Here is a 17,065-nt window from a genome sequence, read left to right on the forward strand (position 1 = left end):
TTTCAGGCACCCGCCAAACCTTTCCAGGGTTGGTTACCAGAAGGTGTCATACTGGTTTCATGTCGGCAACACTGCACCGCCCTTTTTCGCAATTTGATTGCGATATTTCTCAAAGCGTAACCGATAGGTCACAATGCTCCACGAATCCCGCTGCTGGGACGCGCGGAAGAAACGTTTTCATCTCGGGTACATAGCGGGAGGTGCCGAACTGCCGGCTCCTCCTGCGCTTCGGCACAACGGTCCAGAGCCCACACAAAGACCAGTGTTCGGCATATCGTATAACCAATCCGGTTCACGCAGCAGCGTTGCGCGGCGCCCCGCGCTGCACATGGCGTCCGCGGAACATGTGGATCTCTTCTGCCCCGGGGGAACCGCGCGTCCCTGGCGCGCTGCTATTGCGCCGCGCTCATCGAGAAGGGCGCATCGGCCTTGCGCGCACCCCAGGCCTTGTTCGGCGTCGGCCCCATCACGAAGCGGAGCGTGCCGCCCGCCTGCAGCGACTCGCGCGACAGCCAGGGCTTGGTGTAGGCGCGGCCGTTCAGCGTGGCGGACTGGATGTAGACATTCTCGGCGCTGTTGTTGGTCGCCTCGATCGTCAGCACCTTGCCGCCCGGCATGGTGAGCCGGACGTTTCGGAACAGCGGGCTGCCGATCGCATATTGCCCCACCGTCGGCGTCACCGGATAGAAGCCGAGCGCGGAGAATACGTACCAGGCCGAGGTCTGGCCGTTATCCTCGTCGCCCGGATAGCCATCCGGCGTCGCGGCATAGAGCTTGCGCATCACGTCACGCGCATGAAACTGCGTCTTCCACGGCGCGCCGGCCCAGTCGTAGAGATAGATCATGTGCTGGATCGGCTGGTTGCCATGGGCGTACTGCCCCATGTCGACGATCTGCATCTCGCGGATCTCGTGGATCACCTGGCCGTAATAGCTGTCGTCGAAGATCGGCGCCGTGGCGAACACCGAGTCCAGCCGGTCGACGAACTTGGCGTCGCCGCCCATCAGATCGATCAGGCCCTGCACGTCCTGCATCACCGACCAGCTATAGTGGAGCGCATTGCCCTCGGTGAAGGCGTCGCCCCATTTGTACGGATTGAACGGCGTCGCCCACGACCCGTCCTTGTTGCGCCCTCGCATCCAGCCGCTCCCGGGATCGTAGAGCTTGCGGAAGTTCTGCGCACGCTCGGCATAGAGGCGGGCATCGTCCTTCTTGCCCAGCGCCGCGGCGAGGCGCGACAGCGAGAAGTCGGCGGTGGCATATTCGAGCGTGCGCGCGGCATTCTCGTTGATGCCGACGTCATAGGGCACATAGCCGAGCTGGTTATAATATTCGACGCCCTCGCGCCCGACCGCGCCGACGACATTGCCGTTCTTGTCCTTGGGGCGCCCCTGGCTGGTCGTCGCGTTCTTGACCATCGCCTCGTAGAGCGGTTCGATATCGAAGCCGCGCACGCCGTTGAGGTACGCATCGGCAATCAGGTTCGCCGAGTTGGAGCCGATCATCACGTCGCGATAGCCCGGGCTCGCCCATTCGGGCAGCCAGCCGCCTTCCTTGTACGTGTTGACCAGCCCTTGCAGAATCTCGGCATCGCGCTCCGGGACCATCAGCGCGAACCAGGGGAAGACCGCGCGCCACGTGTCCCAGAAGCCGTTGTCGGTGTACATCGGGCCGGGATGCACCTGCCCGTCATAGGGGCTGTAGTGCACCTGGCGGCCCTGGGCATCGATCTCGTAGAACATGCGCGGGAACTGCAGCATGCGGTACAGCGCCGAATAAAAGGTGCGGCGGTTGTCGAGATTGGGGTCGGTCACGCGGACGCGACCGAGCTCCTTTTCCCACGCCGCCTTGGCCTTGGCCTTGGTCTGCTCGAAGCCGTCGCCCCCGATCTCGCTGGCGAGGTTCCGCTCGGCCTGTTCGGGGCTGATGAAGGACGAGGCGACCTTGACGTGCACCTGTTCGCCCGCGCGGGTGGCGAAGCTCACCACCGCGCCGACATGGTTGCCTTCGCGCTGCGCATCGGCGGTCAGCTGCCAATTGTCGTCCCAGCTGCGGGTGACGGTGAAGTCGTGGTCGAACTCGGCGACGAAATAGTTGCGGAAATTGCCCGGCACGCCGCCATGGTTGTTGCGCACCCAGCCGCTGATCCGGCGGCGCGCGCGATCGATCTTGACGCTCGATCCACCGGCGAAGGCATCGAGCACGATGTGCGCGTCATCGGCCTTGGGGAAGGTGAAGCGGAACTGCGCGGCGCGCGCGGTGGGCGCCACCTCGGCGGTCACGTCATAATCGGCGAGGTAGACTCGGTAGCTGTACGGGTGGCTCTCCTCGGCCTTGTGGCTGTACCAGGAGGCGCGCTCGGCCTCGCGGATCCGTACCGGGCCGGTCTCCGCCATCAGCGCAAAGGCGGCATAATCGTTCATCCACGGGCTGGGCTGGTGGGTCTGCTTGATGCCGTTGATCTTGTTGTCGTGGTACATATAGCCCCAGCCGCTGCCGGGCTTGCCGGTGACCGGCGTCCAGGAGTTCATGCCCCAGGGCACGGCCACCGCGGGATAGGTGTTACCATAGGACAGCGCATAGGTGGAATCGGTGCCCATCAGCGGATTCACCAGATCGACCAGCGCCTCGCTTCGTGCCGATTGCTGCGCCGTCGCCGGCAGGGTGGCGGTGCCGGCAAGCAGCAGGGCGGCGGCACGGAGCGGCTTGGCGAAGAAACGGCGCACGAAAGATCCTTCTGCTGATGGGGGATGGGGTCGGTGCAGGCGCCTCCTTGCAGCGGGATCGGCATCGCGGCAATGGCGCTTTCGCAGCTAGGGCCGCGCCTCAATGCTCGTGCAGCGCCGTCCAGAAGCTGCCGACCAGTGGCTCCAGCGCATATTCCAGCGCGGTCCGTTTGCGCAGCGGCACCAGCACCTGCGCCGGCATGCCTGCCCGAAGTTCGAACCCTTGGCCGCGCACCTTGCGCAGCAGGTCGATCTGATCCGGTCCGACCACGACTTCACCGGTGAAATAGCGCGCGCCGGTCTTCTCGTCCGCCAGCGCATCGGCGGAAAGGCGAGTCAGCCGCCCCTTCAGATTGGGCAGGTCGCGCTCGTGCAGGCCGGGGAAACGCACCAGCGTCTGCTGCCCGACCCGCAGATCATCGGCGTCATCCACCGCTATCTGCGCCTCGATGCGCAGCGGCGCGCGCTCCGGCACGATGTCCATCAGCTTCTGGCCGGGTGCGATCACCCCCCCGGGGGTGAACACGCTCAGGCCGATCACCGCGCCGGTCGCGGGTGCGCGGATCTCGGTGCGCGACAGCTGGTCGCGCGCCGCCGCCCATTTGGGCAGCACATCGCCAAGCCGGCTGTCCACGTCGCGCAGGTCGGCGGCGATGCGCTCGCGAAAGGTGCGTTCGGCTTCCAGCGCGGTCAGTTCGCTCTCTCGCGTTGCGCCGCGCGTCTGGGCAACGCTGGCAGCATATTGGCCGCGCCGACCGACCAGTTCCGCCCGCACCCGTTCCAGTTCGCGCACCCGCGTCCGCGAGACGAAGCCTCGCTCGGCCAGCGGACGAAGCGCCGACAGCTGCTCGTCGACGAGTTTCAGTTGTTCCTGGGTGGAGACGACCTGCGTATCATAGCCCTGCCCCTGAGCCTGGGACTGCACCGCGCGCTGCCCCAAAGCACCGCGCTGCGCCAACAACGTCCCCCGACGCGCTTCGAGTTCCTGCTGCTGCAAGCGCAGCGCCAGCGCAGCCGCATCGCGATCCTCGGCGCGCAGCGTGGCGAATTCGGGCGGCGCTTCCACCCGCACCTGCCCCAGCTGCTCGGCCTCCAGCCTCGCACGCTGCGCAAGCAGGCGGATCGCCTGGCCCGACAGCGCGCGCTCCTGCGCCAGCACCTCGGCCGCGGCCAGGCGCATCAGCAGCTGGCCGCGCACCACGCGGTCGCCTTCGCGAACCCGGATCTCGCCCACCACCCCGCCGTCGCGATGCTGCACACTCTGGCGCTGGCCGGAAACGGCGAGCACGCCGGGCGCATAGGCTGCCGCATCGAGCCGCACGAACGCCGCCCAGCCCAGGAACAGCCCGAAGAACAGGCCTGCGACGATCAGCCCCAGGCGAATGTCCCGCCGGGGATCGCCCATGCGCTGCGCCAGCGGTGGATGAGGCTCGGCGGGCAGGATGACGGCGCCGTTCATGCTGCCGATCCCCCCTGTGCCGCCGGCACCATCCGGCGGACATTGGGCGGCGCGATCTTCGCCAGCACCTCGTCCCGCGGGCCGAACAACTCCACCCGCCCGTCGCGCAGCACCAGCATCTTGTCCACCACGGGCAGCACGCCCAGTTTGTGCGATACGACCAGGATCGTCTTCCCTGCCGCCTTCAGCTGCGTAATCGCAGCGTTCAGCGCGACATCGCCTTCCGAATCGAGATGCGCGTTCGGCTCGTCGAGCACATAGAGCGCCGGGTCGCCATACACCGCTCGCGCCAGCGCGATCCGCTGTGCCTGGCCCGCCGATACGCCGCGCCCGTTCAGCCCCAGCCGATGATCGAAGCCGCCGGGCAGCCGCAGGATCAGCGCGCGTGCGGCCACCAGGTCGGCCGCCGCAACCACCGCCGCGTCCACCGCCTCCGGCGCGGCCCCCAGCTCGCCCTCGAACCGGGCGATATTTTCCTTCACCGTTCCTTCGAACAGCACCGAGTCCTGTGGCAGATAGCCGATATGGCGGGCCAGGCGCTCGGGATCCCAGTCGCCGATCTCGGCCGCGTCGATCCGCACCGCACCGCGATCGACCGGCAACGCGCCGACGATCGCGCGCAGCAGCGTGGACTTGCCCGCGCCGGAGGGGCCGACAATCGCCACCACCTCGCCAGGCGCCACGGCGAAGGAAATGCCGTTCAGCACCGCCGCATCGCGCGCCGCGTTGAAGATGGTCAGCCCCTCCAGCGTCAACGCACCCTGCGGCGCCGGCAGCCGCGTAGGTTCGGGCCGTGCCACGGCGGAGGCGAGCAGCCGGTCTAGCTCCTGATAGCCGGTGCGGGCTTGGGCCAGCGTCTTCCAGCTGCCGATCACCAATTCGATCGGCGCCAGCGCGCGGGCGATCAGGAAGGAAGCGGCAAAGATCGCGCCGCCCGAGATCAGATTGTCCACGGCAAGCCACGCGCCCAGCCCCAGCGCAAGCGATTGCAGCGCCAGCCGCACGAACTTGGTGGCGGTGAAATAGCCCCCCGCGTGCAGGCCGCTCTCGGTCTGCAGCGCCAGCATCGCCTCGCGCTTGCGCTGCTGCCGCGCCACCATGGCACGCCGCATCCCCAGCGCCCGCACGCTGTCGGCCGCGCTTAGCATCACGTCCTGCGCGGCATAGGTCTGGCTGGCGACGTCCTGCGCCCGATCGAGCCCGGCGCGGGTTGCCTTTTCGTTGCGCCACGCGATCAGCGTCAGGATGAGCCCGCCGGCCAGCGCCAGCGCACCGATCAGCGGGTGGACGAGGAAGCACACGCCGACATAGATCGGCGTCCACGGGGCATCGAACAGCGCCAGCATGGCGGGGCCGGTGAGCGTCGCGCGCATCGTATCCAGATCGCGCACCGCGGAACGCGCGGCCGGCAGCTCCGGTCGGCCGATCGTCGCATCAAGCACCATCGGGGCCAGCGCGGCGTTCAGCACCACCCCGGCACGGGTCAGCAACCGGCTGCGGACGCGATCGAGCAGCGACAGGCAGGCCAGCGCGAACAGCAGCACCAGCGTCAGAAACGCCAGCGTCTGCACGCCCTGGGTCGGCACCACCCGGTCATAAACCTGGAGCATGTACAAGGTAGGCGCGATGTAGAGCAGATTGACGAGAGCGCTGAAGCCGGCCGCGGCGATCCAGTGCCGGCGGCACGCGGCCAGCGCCGCGCGCATCGGCGCCACTGCCCGTTGCGGCTCCTCCGCCAGCTGCTTCGCCATCGCCGCCACTTCCCTTCTGCCCGGGCCGCCGCCCGGAACGGTTCCGGACGGCGACGGGGATTTAGGCGAACACCGCGTGATCAGCCAACATCATCGCGTGCATCCACTGCCCGCCATCGGCATCGATGCCCGGCTGCGATGCGCTCCACGCCGCAACCGAACCGTCGCTGTCGGCCAGCATCGTCTGCGTCACCTGCGGCGTCGCGACGCCGAAGTCGAACAGTGCCAGTTGCGGATCGTGATCGGTCGGGCGATCACCGTCAAACTGCGCGTTGATGTGCACCGCGTCGTAGCTTGCCTTGCTCGCCAGCCCGCCCGTGACCAGGATATGGTCGAGCTGCTGGGCGTTGCCTTCGAACATATAGCTGTAGCGCTCCTCGCTGGGCAGCAGCGCGGTAGCCAGGTCGGTCAGCACGCCGCCCTTGGCGGGATCGGTCAGCTGGGTCTGCGCGTCCTCCCAGGCAAAGCCGTTCCAGTCGCCCAGCACCGCGATGTTCAGGTCCGGATTGTCGGCGAGATGCTCGTTGATATAGGCTTTCACGCCCGCCGCCTGGGCTGTGCGCGAGGCATCGCCCGCATCGGCCGGCGGCTGGGTTGCGCCCCACAGCGGATCGCTGCCCCCGCGCGAGGTGAAGTGGACGTTGATCGTCGTGATCGTTTCGCCGTTGAATTCGAATTGCGCGACCAGCGGCTTGCGGCTGTTGGCATAGGCCGAACCGGTGATCAGCTCGGCGCTGCCCTCGACATAGGAGACGCGATCGAGATTGTAGAGATAGCCGTTGCGGATATTGCCGTTGGGCTCGCCGCCCGTCGAATTCGCGGTATCCGGTGCGACCTCCACATAGCCGTAGCGCGCGCCGCTGATCGCGTAGATCGCGTCGATCAGCTCTTGCGCCGTGGCGACGCCCGACAGGTTGGATCCCCGGCCTGCGCCGTCGGCGTCCTGAATCTCCTGCAGCGCCAGAATGTCCGGCGCGCGCAGATTGTACACGATGTTGCTCGCCAGCACGTCGAACTTGGTATCCGAAGGATCGAGATTCTCGACATTGTACGTCGCCAGCGTCAGCTGGTTCGCGCCGCCGGCTAGCGCCGACACTTCCTTGGCGAGCGTCACGTCCTTGGTCACCGTCACCGCTTCGGTGACGATTACTTCGTAGCGCGCGGCGGCATAGTTCACGACGCCGGTCACGCTGCTCAGTTGGTCGCCGATCGAATAGCCAGCCGTGAAGCCGTCGAAGATCGTGCTGTCGCCCTGCAGCTGGATCTTCTCGGGGTTGAAGTCGCCCTTGGAAATGGTGATGCTGCCGCGATCGTTCACGCCGGTAGCACCCTGGCCGAGCGAGGCGACCACGTCCGTCTCGGCAAAGCTGTCGGTGGTGGTGTTGGAAACGACCAGCGGATTGTCGATCGTAACCCGCATCCCTTCCACCGATTCCCAGAAATCGATTCCGTCGGTGGTGGGATCGTAGGTTGTCAGCCCATCGTTATCGATCACTTGGCTGGGCGGGGTCAGGCCGCCCTGGCCGATCAGCACCGCTTCGGGCAGGTCATAGCCATAGCCGAGCAGTTCGATGGTGGGCGCGGTCAGTTCGGTGATGGTCAGGCCGCCGGTGCCGGCGCGATACTCGCTTACCGTTGCCTGCACGGCCACCGAATCGCCGACGAACACGTCGGGTGCGGTGCTGGTGAACACGAATACGGCGTCGCTGGTACGCGCATTGTCGTCACCCAGGTCCTGCAGGTAGAAGCCATTGCTGTCCACCGCGGTCACGATCCCGCTGGTGATGATCTTCTGGCCCTCATAGGCCGAACGGTGCCCCTCGCCCTGGATTTCGCCGATCAGCAGCGGCAGCACATCGTCGTTCAGGATCGTGCCGATCGCCGTGGCGCGGTCGATCGCCGCGCCGCCGGTGGGGTTGGACAGCGTGATGCTGAACGTTTCGTTGGGCTCGGGTGCGAGGTCGCCGAGCACGGGCAGCGAGATCGTGGCGGTCGTCTGGCCGCTGGCGAACTGCACGGTTCCGGTCAGAGTGATCGGGCCGAAATCGCTTCCGCTTGCACCGCCGGAGCCGCCGGGCAGCGTGATGGTATAGGTCGCCTCCACCGCACCGGCGGCGCCGCCGATTCGCGACACCGTGAAGTCGATGCTCTGCGACCCGCCATCGCCTTCGGTGACGGCGGCGTCGGCGATGCTCAGCGTTCCCGGTGCAGCCACCGATCCGGCGCTGCTCACGCGGATGTCGTCGATACCCACCCATTCGTCATTGCCGGCCGCATTGGTGGTGATGATCCGCACCTGCAGCGTCGCGGCGTTGTTCGCATCCGACGGAAGCGTCACGCTCACCGGCGTCTCCAGCAGCGGGTTGGCGCTGCTCGGTCCGCCGGTCGCGTCGGCGACATAGCCGCCGGGAACATTCTGCCAGGGGCTACTGTCGTCCAGGCGATACTGCACGGCAACCTGCTGCACCGAATTGTCAGGCCCGCTTTCCAGGTCGCGCAGCAGGAACGAGAGCGTAACGTCGCTGCGTCCGGTCGCGTCGAGGTAGAACGCCAGATAGGGTGCCGTCGCGGTGCCTGATCCGGTCAGCGCAACCACCGGGTTGGAAATCTGGAATTCGGTCACACCGCCGGTATTGAAGGTTAGCGGATTGGTCTGGTTGGTGTTCACGTCGACGACGCCGCTGCTTGCGGTGATCGTGCGGGGATCGGTACCGGTCCGGCTGGTCAGCCCATCGCCGCGGAAGCCGACGATGCTCGGCACATTGTCCCAGCTATCATTGGTGTTCAGCAGATTGGTGCTCGACCAATCCTGCACCAGGTCGCCGCCTGCCAGATTCCAATATGTCGCGCTCACCGAATTTCCCCCTGTGCCTGCAATTCCGATGTTGCGAGCGGAGATGGCGAACGGCCTCCCCCTCGACTATCGTTAACATTCGGCTAACCACGCCGTTGTGACAAGTGGATGAAACCGCGATGAAAACGATGCGGTGGCAGGCTCGGGGCTTCGGCGCACGCGCACGCGGCCGGCGCAAGCAACGAGAATTGCACGCCAATCGTCGCAGTAGTGCAACATAGGCGTGTCACTCGAACGCGACATTCGAACAAGGGGAAACTGCCGATGAATCGTTACCTGGCTCTGCCGCTTCTGTTTGCCTCGCTCTGCGCCTCGGGCGCGCAGGCGGCTACGGTCGTCACCATCAACCCGGTCACCACCACCGTAAACCCGACGGCGAGCAGCACGGTCACGTTGTCCTCGGTCCTTCAGCCGGACACGATCGGCCAGGTCTTCACCCCCACCCAATCCTATCTCACCAGCCTCGGCTTCCGCTTCGGCTCCTCGACTCGCGCCACGACCGGCAACGTAACGCTTTCGCTCTACGCGGGCGTCCTGACGGCGGGCGCGACGCTGCCGGCGACGGCGCTGTTCACCCAGCAATATGCGCTGTCCGGCCTGGTGTTTCGCGGCGTCGGCAGCTTCACCGATCTGTTCACCGGCGCGCTCGCGGTCAGCGCCAACAATCCCTACACGGTAGTGCTCAGCGGCAGCAGCAATGTCACGCTCGCCTTCGGCAATGGCGAAGGCTACGCCTCGGGCTATCTGCTCCAGCGCAACGTCAATGACGCGACCTGCCGCGCGACGCCCGCCCGGTGCGATGCCAGCTTCCGCTTCACCACCGCCAGCCCGGCGCCGGAGCCGGAAAGCTGGGCGCTGCTGATCGGCGGCGTGCTGCTCGCCGGGGGCACGATGCGCTATCGGCGCCGGAACACGCAGCTGACGTTCGGCTAAGCGCTCTTCCAAGCCCGCGATGCGGCGCCGGATCCCCGTGACCGGCGCCGCCGCCTGGCGGGACCGAGCGCCTCACCACCGCGCGATCGACGCATGGATGGGCAGCAGCGCCGCGCCCAGCGCCGATCCCGCTCCACCCAGCGCCGATATCTCGATTCGGAAACGCCCCTTCTCGCTCTCTGCGATATGGTCGCCCCAGGTGATCGCGCGGCAGTTCAGCCGATCCGCCAGCCCGTCCAGGATAGGCCCGGGCAGCGGGCTCATCAGGCGGATCGCCCCCGGATCAAGCCACGCCAATGCCGAATTGATGGTGTGGAGCAGCTGATCGGCGGCCCGATCCTGCCAATGCGCGATCGTCGCTTCATATCCGGCGGCCGCCTCGGCGAAATCGGCGAGCGAGTGCACGTCGCATCCGTCGGCCTGCAGCGTGGCGATCAGGTCCAGGGTCGTCGGCCGCGGGGCCGCCGCGGGATAGAACATGCCGATCTCGCCGGCGCATCCCGATTCGCCGCGCATCAGCCGCCCCTCATGCACGATCCCCGCCCCGACGCCATGGCCCAGCAGGATCACCACCGCCGTGGTGCAGCGCCGGATCAGGCCACCGAGATAATATTCGGCGAGCGCTGCCGCCGTCGCGTCATTTTCGATCCACACCGGTAGCCGCAGCGTGTCTTCCAGGATGTCGCGCAGCGGCGCGTTCTTCCAGCCCGGCAGATTGCGCACGATGTGCCAGCGATTGCCGTCACGCGAAAGCGCTGGCCCGGGGACGCTGAAGCCCACGCCGTAGATGCGGCTGCCGAGCAGCCGGTGCTCGATTGCCAATTCGTGGATCCGGCGATCGACATGCCCGGCAAAGCGTTCGGGGTCGATCGGCTCGATCTTCTCGGTGGTCAGTGAAACCACGCCGCCGGCATAATCGACCAGCGCGATCTCCAGGATGCCGGCATGGATCGCCAGGCCGACGGCATAGCCGCCCGCCGGCGAGATCCGCAGCGGCACGGTCGGTCGCCCGCGCCCGGGCGCCGCCTCGGCCGGTAGTTCCTCGATCAGCCCCTGCCCCACCAATGTCTTGGTCAGCTTCGAAATGGCACTGTTGCTGATCTGCAGCGTGTCCGCCAGCGCCGAGCGGGATTCCGGGCCGGCGGTGCGCAACTGCCACAGCAGCCGCTTTTCCTCGTCGAGCAGCACGAAGGGGGGGGTTCGCATCGGTGGCCCTATACCAGCGCGGCTCGAACGCAGCGATTTATTTTCTCAGGAATAAATAAATCTGTCATTCATGGCTCGCATCGGCGGCGCAGGTTCACAGAATCAGGGGGAGCAATTCCATGAACAAGCAGCATCTCGCGTTCGGCTGCGCGGTCGTCGCGCTCAGCATCCTTGCGGCACCTTCCTTCGCCCAAGACGGTGGCAGCGCGGCCAGCGATCCCGCCCCGGCGGCGGAAGAAGCTGGCGCGGACATTATCGTCACCGGCTCCGCCCGTGCGCAGCGCCGCTTCGACGTTTCCTACGCGATCAATTCGCTCAGCCAGGAAGACGTGCAGAAGATCGCGCCGAAGAGCTTCGCCGATCTGCTCGGCACGGTGCCCGGCATCCAGGTCGAAGCGACGGGCGGCGAGGTGCAGAACATCACCCGCGTTCGCGGCATCCCAACCGATCGCGGCTATCTCATCTTCCAGCAGGATGGCCTGCCGCTCTATCACGAGATCGACGGCGTCTTCTTCAATTCCGGCGAAGGCATGAATCGCTACGATCTGATGACGGAGCGAGTCGAAATCGTGCGCGGCGGCCCGGCGCCGATCTACGCCAGCAGCGCCGCGGCGATCGCCAACAACATCACCGTGTCCGGTGGCCCGCAGGCGCGCGGCAAGGCGCAGGTCACGCTTGGTGACACGGGCCTGTTCCGGCTCGATGCGATGCAATCCGGTCCGCTCGGCGATCGCACCTATTTCGCGATCGGCGGCTTCGTCCGTCAGCACGACGGCTATCGCGACAATGGTTTCCCCAGCGACAAGGGCGGCCAGATCCGCGCCAATCTGAAGCGTGATCTGGACAATGGTTTCGTCAAAGTCTCGGCCGAATATGTCAACGACCACAACGTCTTCTATCTGCCGATTCCGATCGCCGATCCGCGCAACCCCGCCGTGTCGCTCGATCGCTATATCGATTACTTCACCGGCACGATGAACTCGCCGTCGCTGCGCAACGTCAACATCAAGTATCGCGACGGTGCCGGCGTACTGCAGGGCATGAACCGCGACCTTTCCGACGGTCGCCACATGCGCTTCTTCAACGCCGCGATCGATTACGAGGCCGATTTCAACGGCTGGCAGGTCTCCGCCAAGGCGGGCGGCACCAAGGGCAAGTCGAGCTTCGACGCCTTCTACTCCACCACCAACCCTGCCGATGCGACCAGCTTCGCCGCCGGCTATCTCACCGCGGCGCGCACCGCCTTCGGCCCGAACGTCGCCCGGCTCGGCTATGCCTTTGCCGGCACCAACGGCGCGACGCCATATGATCCGTCCAGCGCGTCCGGCCTTATCATGTCGGGTCAGTATCGCGCGTCCGAATCCGATTTCTATTCGGTGCAGGGCGATCTCAGCGTCACCCGCAAGTTCGAAACCGGTATCGGCACGCACGACGTGCGGGTGGGCGTCTACGGCTCCTTCTACGGCAACACGCTGCTACAGGCCTATCAGGACATGCTGATCGAAGTCCGCGGCCAGCCACGCACGCTCGATCTGGTCGCCTATTCGGCCAGCGGTGCGGTGCTCGGCTCGGTCACGCAGAACGGCGTCCTGCGCTACACCACCACGCTCAACCAGGGCAAAGCCGATGCGCGGATGATCGCCTTCTACGCCAACGACACCTGGGACGTCGCACCCGGCCTGCGGATCGACGCCGGCATCCGCACCGAGCGCTATCGCTATCGCGGCATCGCCATGCCGACCACCCAGGTCAATCTGGGCGACACGACCACGCTCGCCGACGATACCACGCGCGCCTTCACCGGCGCGGTGCTCGATCAGCGCCTCAGCCCCAAGGCGACGAACTGGACCGTCGGCGCGAACTACGATTTCAACGGCAATCTCGGCGCCTATGGCCGCATCTCCACGCTGGAAGTGCCGCCGCAGATGGGCGTGGTCAGCGGCATCAACCCCACGATCGTCAAGACCAAGGCACGCCAGTTCGAAGCGGGGGTGAAGGCCAGCTTCGGCCCGCACTATCTCTACGCGACCGGCTTCTACACCAAGTTCAACCCGTTCAACGCCTCGTTCGCGGCGTTCAACCCGGTCACTGGCCGGAACGATCAGGTGCTGCCGTTCATCGGCGAAGCCTCGGTCAAGGGCGTCGAGGTCGATGGCCGCGTCGTGCCGGTTCGCTGGTTCTCGCTGAACGGCTCGGTCACCTGGCAGAACCCGGAATATGCCAATCTGCAGAACACCTCCGGGGCAGATCCCAGCGCGGTGAACGGCAACCAGATCATCCGCGAGGCCAAGTTCTTCGGCAATCTGCGGCCGAGCTTCGACTTCGATCTGGGCGACAAGCGCGTGTCGCTGTTCGGCCGCTTCGAATGGGTCGGCCGCCGCTATGTCGATCTGTTCAACCGCACCGCCATGCCGGGCTATCAAACGACCGGCGCGGGCGCGTCGCTCGATTGGGGCGCGTGGCGCGTCCAGGTGGTGGGCGACAATCTGTTCAACGCCCATGGCCTCACCGAAGGCAATACGCGCACCGATCAGTTCGACGGCCAGGGATCGCGCGAGGCGATCTACGGCCGCCCGCTGTTCGGCCGCAACTTCCGCCTGATCGTCAGCCGGAGCTGGTGATGGTACCCCGCTCGGCGCGCGCGCTGCTTTCCGTCGTGGCGGTTGCCGTCGCCCTGTTCGCCACCGGCCCGGCTGCGGCCGCCCCGGTGGGGGATCGGGTGCTGGCGGCACTGTCCGCCCGGCTCTTTCCGCTGTTCCACGCCGCCGGGCACGACCCGGCGGTGCTGGAGCGGATCGCGCGCGGCCCGGGCATAGAGGCGGTGCTGCGCGCCCGGCGCGAACGCCGCGCCGCCTGCGGCAGGGATCTGGCCTGCCGCGCCCAGGCACTGCTGTGGAACGAGCAGGAGGCACAGGCGCTGCGGCTGGCTGCTGCGTCGGTGGCCACGCTCCCCGCGGCCGATGACGGAATCGGCGGCCAGGCGAATCGCGAGATCGCCGGCATCAACGAAATCGTGCGCACCTATGCGCTGGGCGGGCGCCCGACCACGGCGATCGACGGGCCGGGTCCGATCGGTCCCCAGGATCAGAACGCCCGGCTGCAGGCGGCCGACTGGCTGACCGATACGCCGCGCACCGGCTCGGCCCAGCGCCTCGACCCCAGCATCGACTATGCGCTCGCCCTGCTCGACATCAGCGGGCGCACCGATGCCATCGGCCATGAGCCGCTGGCGGCCGGCGCCAATACCGCGGCGCTGGCGCGGGCGAAGAAGATCGACTGGCGACGCTATCGCTACAGCGCAATGATCGTCACCGGCGTCGGCCCGGAGATCGAAGGCGAACCGCTCAGCCCGTTCGGCCGCTACCATCTGCGCCTCGCCGCGCAGCGCTTCGCCCAGGGCGACATCGCCTTCATCCTCGTCACCGGCGGCCGCGCGCATCCGCGCGCGACGCCGTTCACCGAGGCGGACGAGATGCGCAAGGCGCTGATCGAACGCTATGGTGTGCCGGCCGAGGCGATCGTCAGCGAACCCTATGCGCGCCACACCACCACCAACCTGCGCAACGCCAGCCGCCTGCTCGCGCGGATGGGCGCGCCGATGGCGATGGAGACGGTGATCGTCTGCAACCCGCTGCAAAGCGCCTATATCGAAAGCAAGCGCTTCACCGATCGCAACGCCGACGAACTCGGCTACCAGCCCGGCCGCGTCGTCCGCCGGGTCTCGCCCACCGAACTCGTGTTTGTGCCCTCGCGCACCTCGGAGCGCGTCGATCCGCGCGATCCCCTCGATCCCTGATCGCCGGAAAGGAACCGCCGTGCGCCGCTTCGCTTTGGCCGCCGCCCTGCTGCTGTGCCCCGCAATCGCCCATGCCTGGGGCAACACCGCCCATGCAGTGATCGATCGCGCGGCGCTCCAGGCGATCCCCGAGGACGGCCCGGTCTTTCTGCAGCGTTATGCCGACTATATCGCCGCCTCGGCCTCGCTGCCGGATACCTGGCGCGGCGATGCGGAATCCTTCTCGAAGATCGATGAGGATCCGAACCATGGCTGGTTCCGCGAGCAATTCGCCTTCCTGAAGCCGATCCCCCGCTCGCGCTTCGAGTTCATCCTGGCGCTCTACAAGCATCGCGAAACGATCAAGGCCAGCGATCCGGCCGCCGCCGCGCGCACCAACGTCCGCTGGACCGGCACGCTGCCCTACGCGGCGATGGAAGCTTATGATCGGCTGATCGTCTGCATGCGGGCGGTGCGCGCCGCGCAGGCCAAGGGCGAGGATGCCGCGGTGCCCGAACAGCATTGCGCCTTCCAGGTGATCCGGCTGGGCCATTATATCGGCGACGGTTCGCAACCGCTGCACGATTCGATCCATTCGGATGGCTGGATCGGGCCCAATCCCCATGGCTATACCCGCGACCGCAGCATCCATGGCCGGTTCGAAAGCCGCTTTGTCGATGCCATCGGCCTCAGCGTCGCCGATGTCGCGCCGCGTATCGGCGCTCTGGCGCACCGGGAGGGGGACATGTTCGATGCCGTGCTCGCCTTTCTCGATCGCGCCGGCGACAAGCTGGAGACCGTCTATCAACTCGAAAAGCGCGACGGCTTCGGCAACCCCGCCGATCGCGACGTGCGCGGCCTGATCTACGAACGCACGGCGGCAGGCGCTGCGATGCTGCGCGACATGCTCTGCCGCGCCTGGGCGGAAAGCGCGGTAGCGCCCGCCAAGGTCACGCCCTCCCCGCTCGATTTCTCCAATCCCCGCTTCAATCCGGAAACCGGGTCCGCACCCGCCTGACGCCGGCGCAACGCCCGCACCAGCCGCGCGTGCCGTCCGTGATCGAGCGTGAACCGGCGGAGCAGCAGCACCGCAAGCACGCCGCCTACCAGCGGCAGGCCCAGGCCCAGGCCCAGCATCCCGATCTGCACCGCGATCGGCTGCGCCGCGCCGGGCGTGTAGCCTATGGCGTTCAGCACCCCGCCGATCGCCGCCGTCGATGCCGCCCCGCTCGCCTTCACCAGCACCAGGTAGAAGGCGAACAGCCCGGTCTCGAACCGCCGCCCGTGCCGCCATTCGACCACGTCCACCGCGTCGGCCAGCAGTCCCCAGGGCAGCATGAACACGCTGGCAAAGCCGAAGCCGATCACGGCCGCGGCGGCCATCTGCCCGGCGGGCCAGCCCAGGCACAGCCCGAAGCCCGCCAGGCCGACCACGCTCACCGCATGGCCGGCGCCGAGCAGGCCGCTCTTGCTGAACCGATGAGTCAGCGCCGTCCAGCCGAGCACCCCGCCGAACTGCCCGATCGTCAGCGCCCCCAGCAGCAGCGTCACCGCGCCGGGACGATCGACGACATAGGTGCCCAGATACAGCAGCATCCGCCCGAATGCCGGCGCGGCAAAGCCGGTCAGCAGCGCCAGCGCGCCCATCGCGAGCACCATCGGGTCGCGCAGCGGCACGGCGATGCCGTCTCCGCGCAGCGCGGCCGGGCCGCGATCGCCACGTCCCTGCCCGCCCGATGCCCAGGCGCACAGCAGCATGGTCAGGGCAAAGGCCAGGCCGGCGGCTAGTCCGGTCAGCGCCAGCCCGCCAAAATGCCGGCTATGGCCCGCCTGCTGCACCAGCGGCGTCAGCAGCGTCGCGATGGCAAGCGCGGCCGCGGTGCTGAACAACAGCCGATACCCCGATACGCGCCCACGCGCCCGGCTGTCGCTGGTCACCTGCGCCATCAGCGCGTTGTGCGGCACGTCGACCAGCGCATAGGCGCCGCGAAACACCAGGATCGCAACCGCCAGCATCGCCGCGCGGTGCATGCCCAGCGCCGGCATCGCATAGATCAGCGCGAAGGCGCCGCCGCACGGCATCGCGGCGATGCCGACGACCCAGGAATAACCTCTGCCGGCCGCCCGCCAGCGGATCACCAGCCGCGCCGCGAGCAGGTCGAAGATCAGGTCGCCGGCGATGGCGAACAGCATCAGCGCCGCCGCTTCGCCGCCACCCAGGCCGAGCACATCGGTCAACAGGAACAGGATCGTCAGATCCGCGCCGCCGAACACCAGCGCCTTGCCGAAATTGCCGGTAGCATAGGCCAGCAATCGGCCTTCTGTTGCGGGCGTCGCGATTTGCGGCATCTTTCTCGGCGT

Annotated in this window: 9 protein-coding genes and 1 pseudogene; 4 read left to right on the top strand and 6 right to left on the bottom strand. The window is 67.2% G+C overall.

What is annotated here, in order from left to right; translation table 11 throughout:
* Positions 1–392: 392 nt before the first annotated feature.
* The 4 genes from ACNFJ7_RS06835 to ACNFJ7_RS06850 all read right to left on the bottom strand — a co-directional run bounded on the left by ACNFJ7_RS06835 (position 393) and on the right by ACNFJ7_RS06850 (position 8,790).
* A complete protein-coding gene (locus ACNFJ7_RS06835; protein WP_019368045.1) occupies positions 393–2,726 on the bottom strand; it encodes a GH92 family glycosyl hydrolase in 2,334 nt (777 codons plus the stop codon).
* A gap of 100 nt (positions 2,727–2,826) precedes the next feature.
* Positions 2,827–4,185 carry an HlyD family type I secretion periplasmic adaptor subunit gene (locus ACNFJ7_RS06840; RefSeq protein ID WP_019368044.1) on the bottom strand — a complete coding sequence of 453 codons (1,359 nt, stop codon included), beginning with the start codon at positions 4,183–4,185 and terminating at the stop codon, positions 2,827–2,829.
* A complete protein-coding gene (locus ACNFJ7_RS06845; protein ID WP_019368043.1) occupies positions 4,182–5,936 on the bottom strand; it encodes a type I secretion system permease/ATPase in 1,755 nt (584 codons plus the stop codon). Before ACNFJ7_RS06845 ends, ACNFJ7_RS06840 begins: the two co-directional genes overlap by 4 nt.
* A gap of 61 nt (positions 5,937–5,997) precedes the next feature.
* Positions 5,998–8,790, bottom strand: coding sequence for a Calx-beta domain-containing protein (locus ACNFJ7_RS06850; protein WP_019368042.1), 2,793 nt, complete (start codon positions 8,788–8,790; stop codon positions 5,998–6,000).
* Between the two features lie 264 nt (positions 8,791–9,054).
* On the opposite strand from ACNFJ7_RS06850, the gene ACNFJ7_RS06855 reads away from it, so the two are divergent.
* Positions 9,055–9,723 (top strand): PEP-CTERM domain protein, encoded by a 669-nt coding sequence (locus tag ACNFJ7_RS06855; protein WP_019368041.1) that lies wholly within the window; start codon positions 9,055–9,057, stop codon positions 9,721–9,723.
* A 72-nt stretch (positions 9,724–9,795) separates the two neighbouring features.
* On the opposite strand, the gene ACNFJ7_RS06860 is transcribed toward ACNFJ7_RS06855, so the two are convergent.
* Positions 9,796–10,929 carry an ROK family transcriptional regulator gene (locus tag ACNFJ7_RS06860; protein ID WP_019368040.1) on the bottom strand — a complete coding sequence of 378 codons (1,134 nt, stop codon included), beginning with the start codon at positions 10,927–10,929 and terminating at the stop codon, positions 9,796–9,798.
* Positions 10,930–11,048: 119 nt separating this feature from the next.
* Between ACNFJ7_RS06860 and ACNFJ7_RS06865 the strand changes: the two genes are divergently transcribed.
* The 3 genes from ACNFJ7_RS06865 to ACNFJ7_RS06875 are packed head-to-tail and all read left to right on the top strand — an operon-like array spanning position 11,049 to position 15,722.
* Complete coding sequence (locus ACNFJ7_RS06865) at positions 11,049–13,550, top strand: TonB-dependent receptor (protein ID WP_019368039.1); 2,502 nt, start codon at positions 11,049–11,051, stop codon at positions 13,548–13,550.
* Complete coding sequence (locus ACNFJ7_RS06870) at positions 13,550–14,725, top strand: YdcF family protein (RefSeq protein ID WP_019368038.1); 1,176 nt, start codon at positions 13,550–13,552, stop codon at positions 14,723–14,725. Before ACNFJ7_RS06865 ends, ACNFJ7_RS06870 begins: the two co-directional genes overlap by 1 nt.
* A 19-nt stretch (positions 14,726–14,744) precedes the next feature.
* Positions 14,745–15,722, top strand: a complete 978-nt coding sequence (locus ACNFJ7_RS06875) for a nuclease (RefSeq protein ID WP_236704407.1) — start codon at positions 14,745–14,747, stop codon at positions 15,720–15,722.
* Between the two features lie 101 nt (positions 15,723–15,823).
* On the opposite strand, the pseudogene ACNFJ7_RS06880 reads toward ACNFJ7_RS06875, so the two are convergent.
* Positions 15,824–17,053: pseudogene (locus ACNFJ7_RS06880) on the bottom strand (MFS transporter); the annotation flags it as partial.
* Positions 17,054–17,065 lie beyond the last annotated feature (12 nt).

It is taken from the genome of Sphingomonas sp. HT-1, from assembly GCF_048568905.1.
In the GTDB taxonomy this organism is placed as follows: domain Bacteria; phylum Pseudomonadota; class Alphaproteobacteria; order Sphingomonadales; family Sphingomonadaceae; genus Sphingomonas.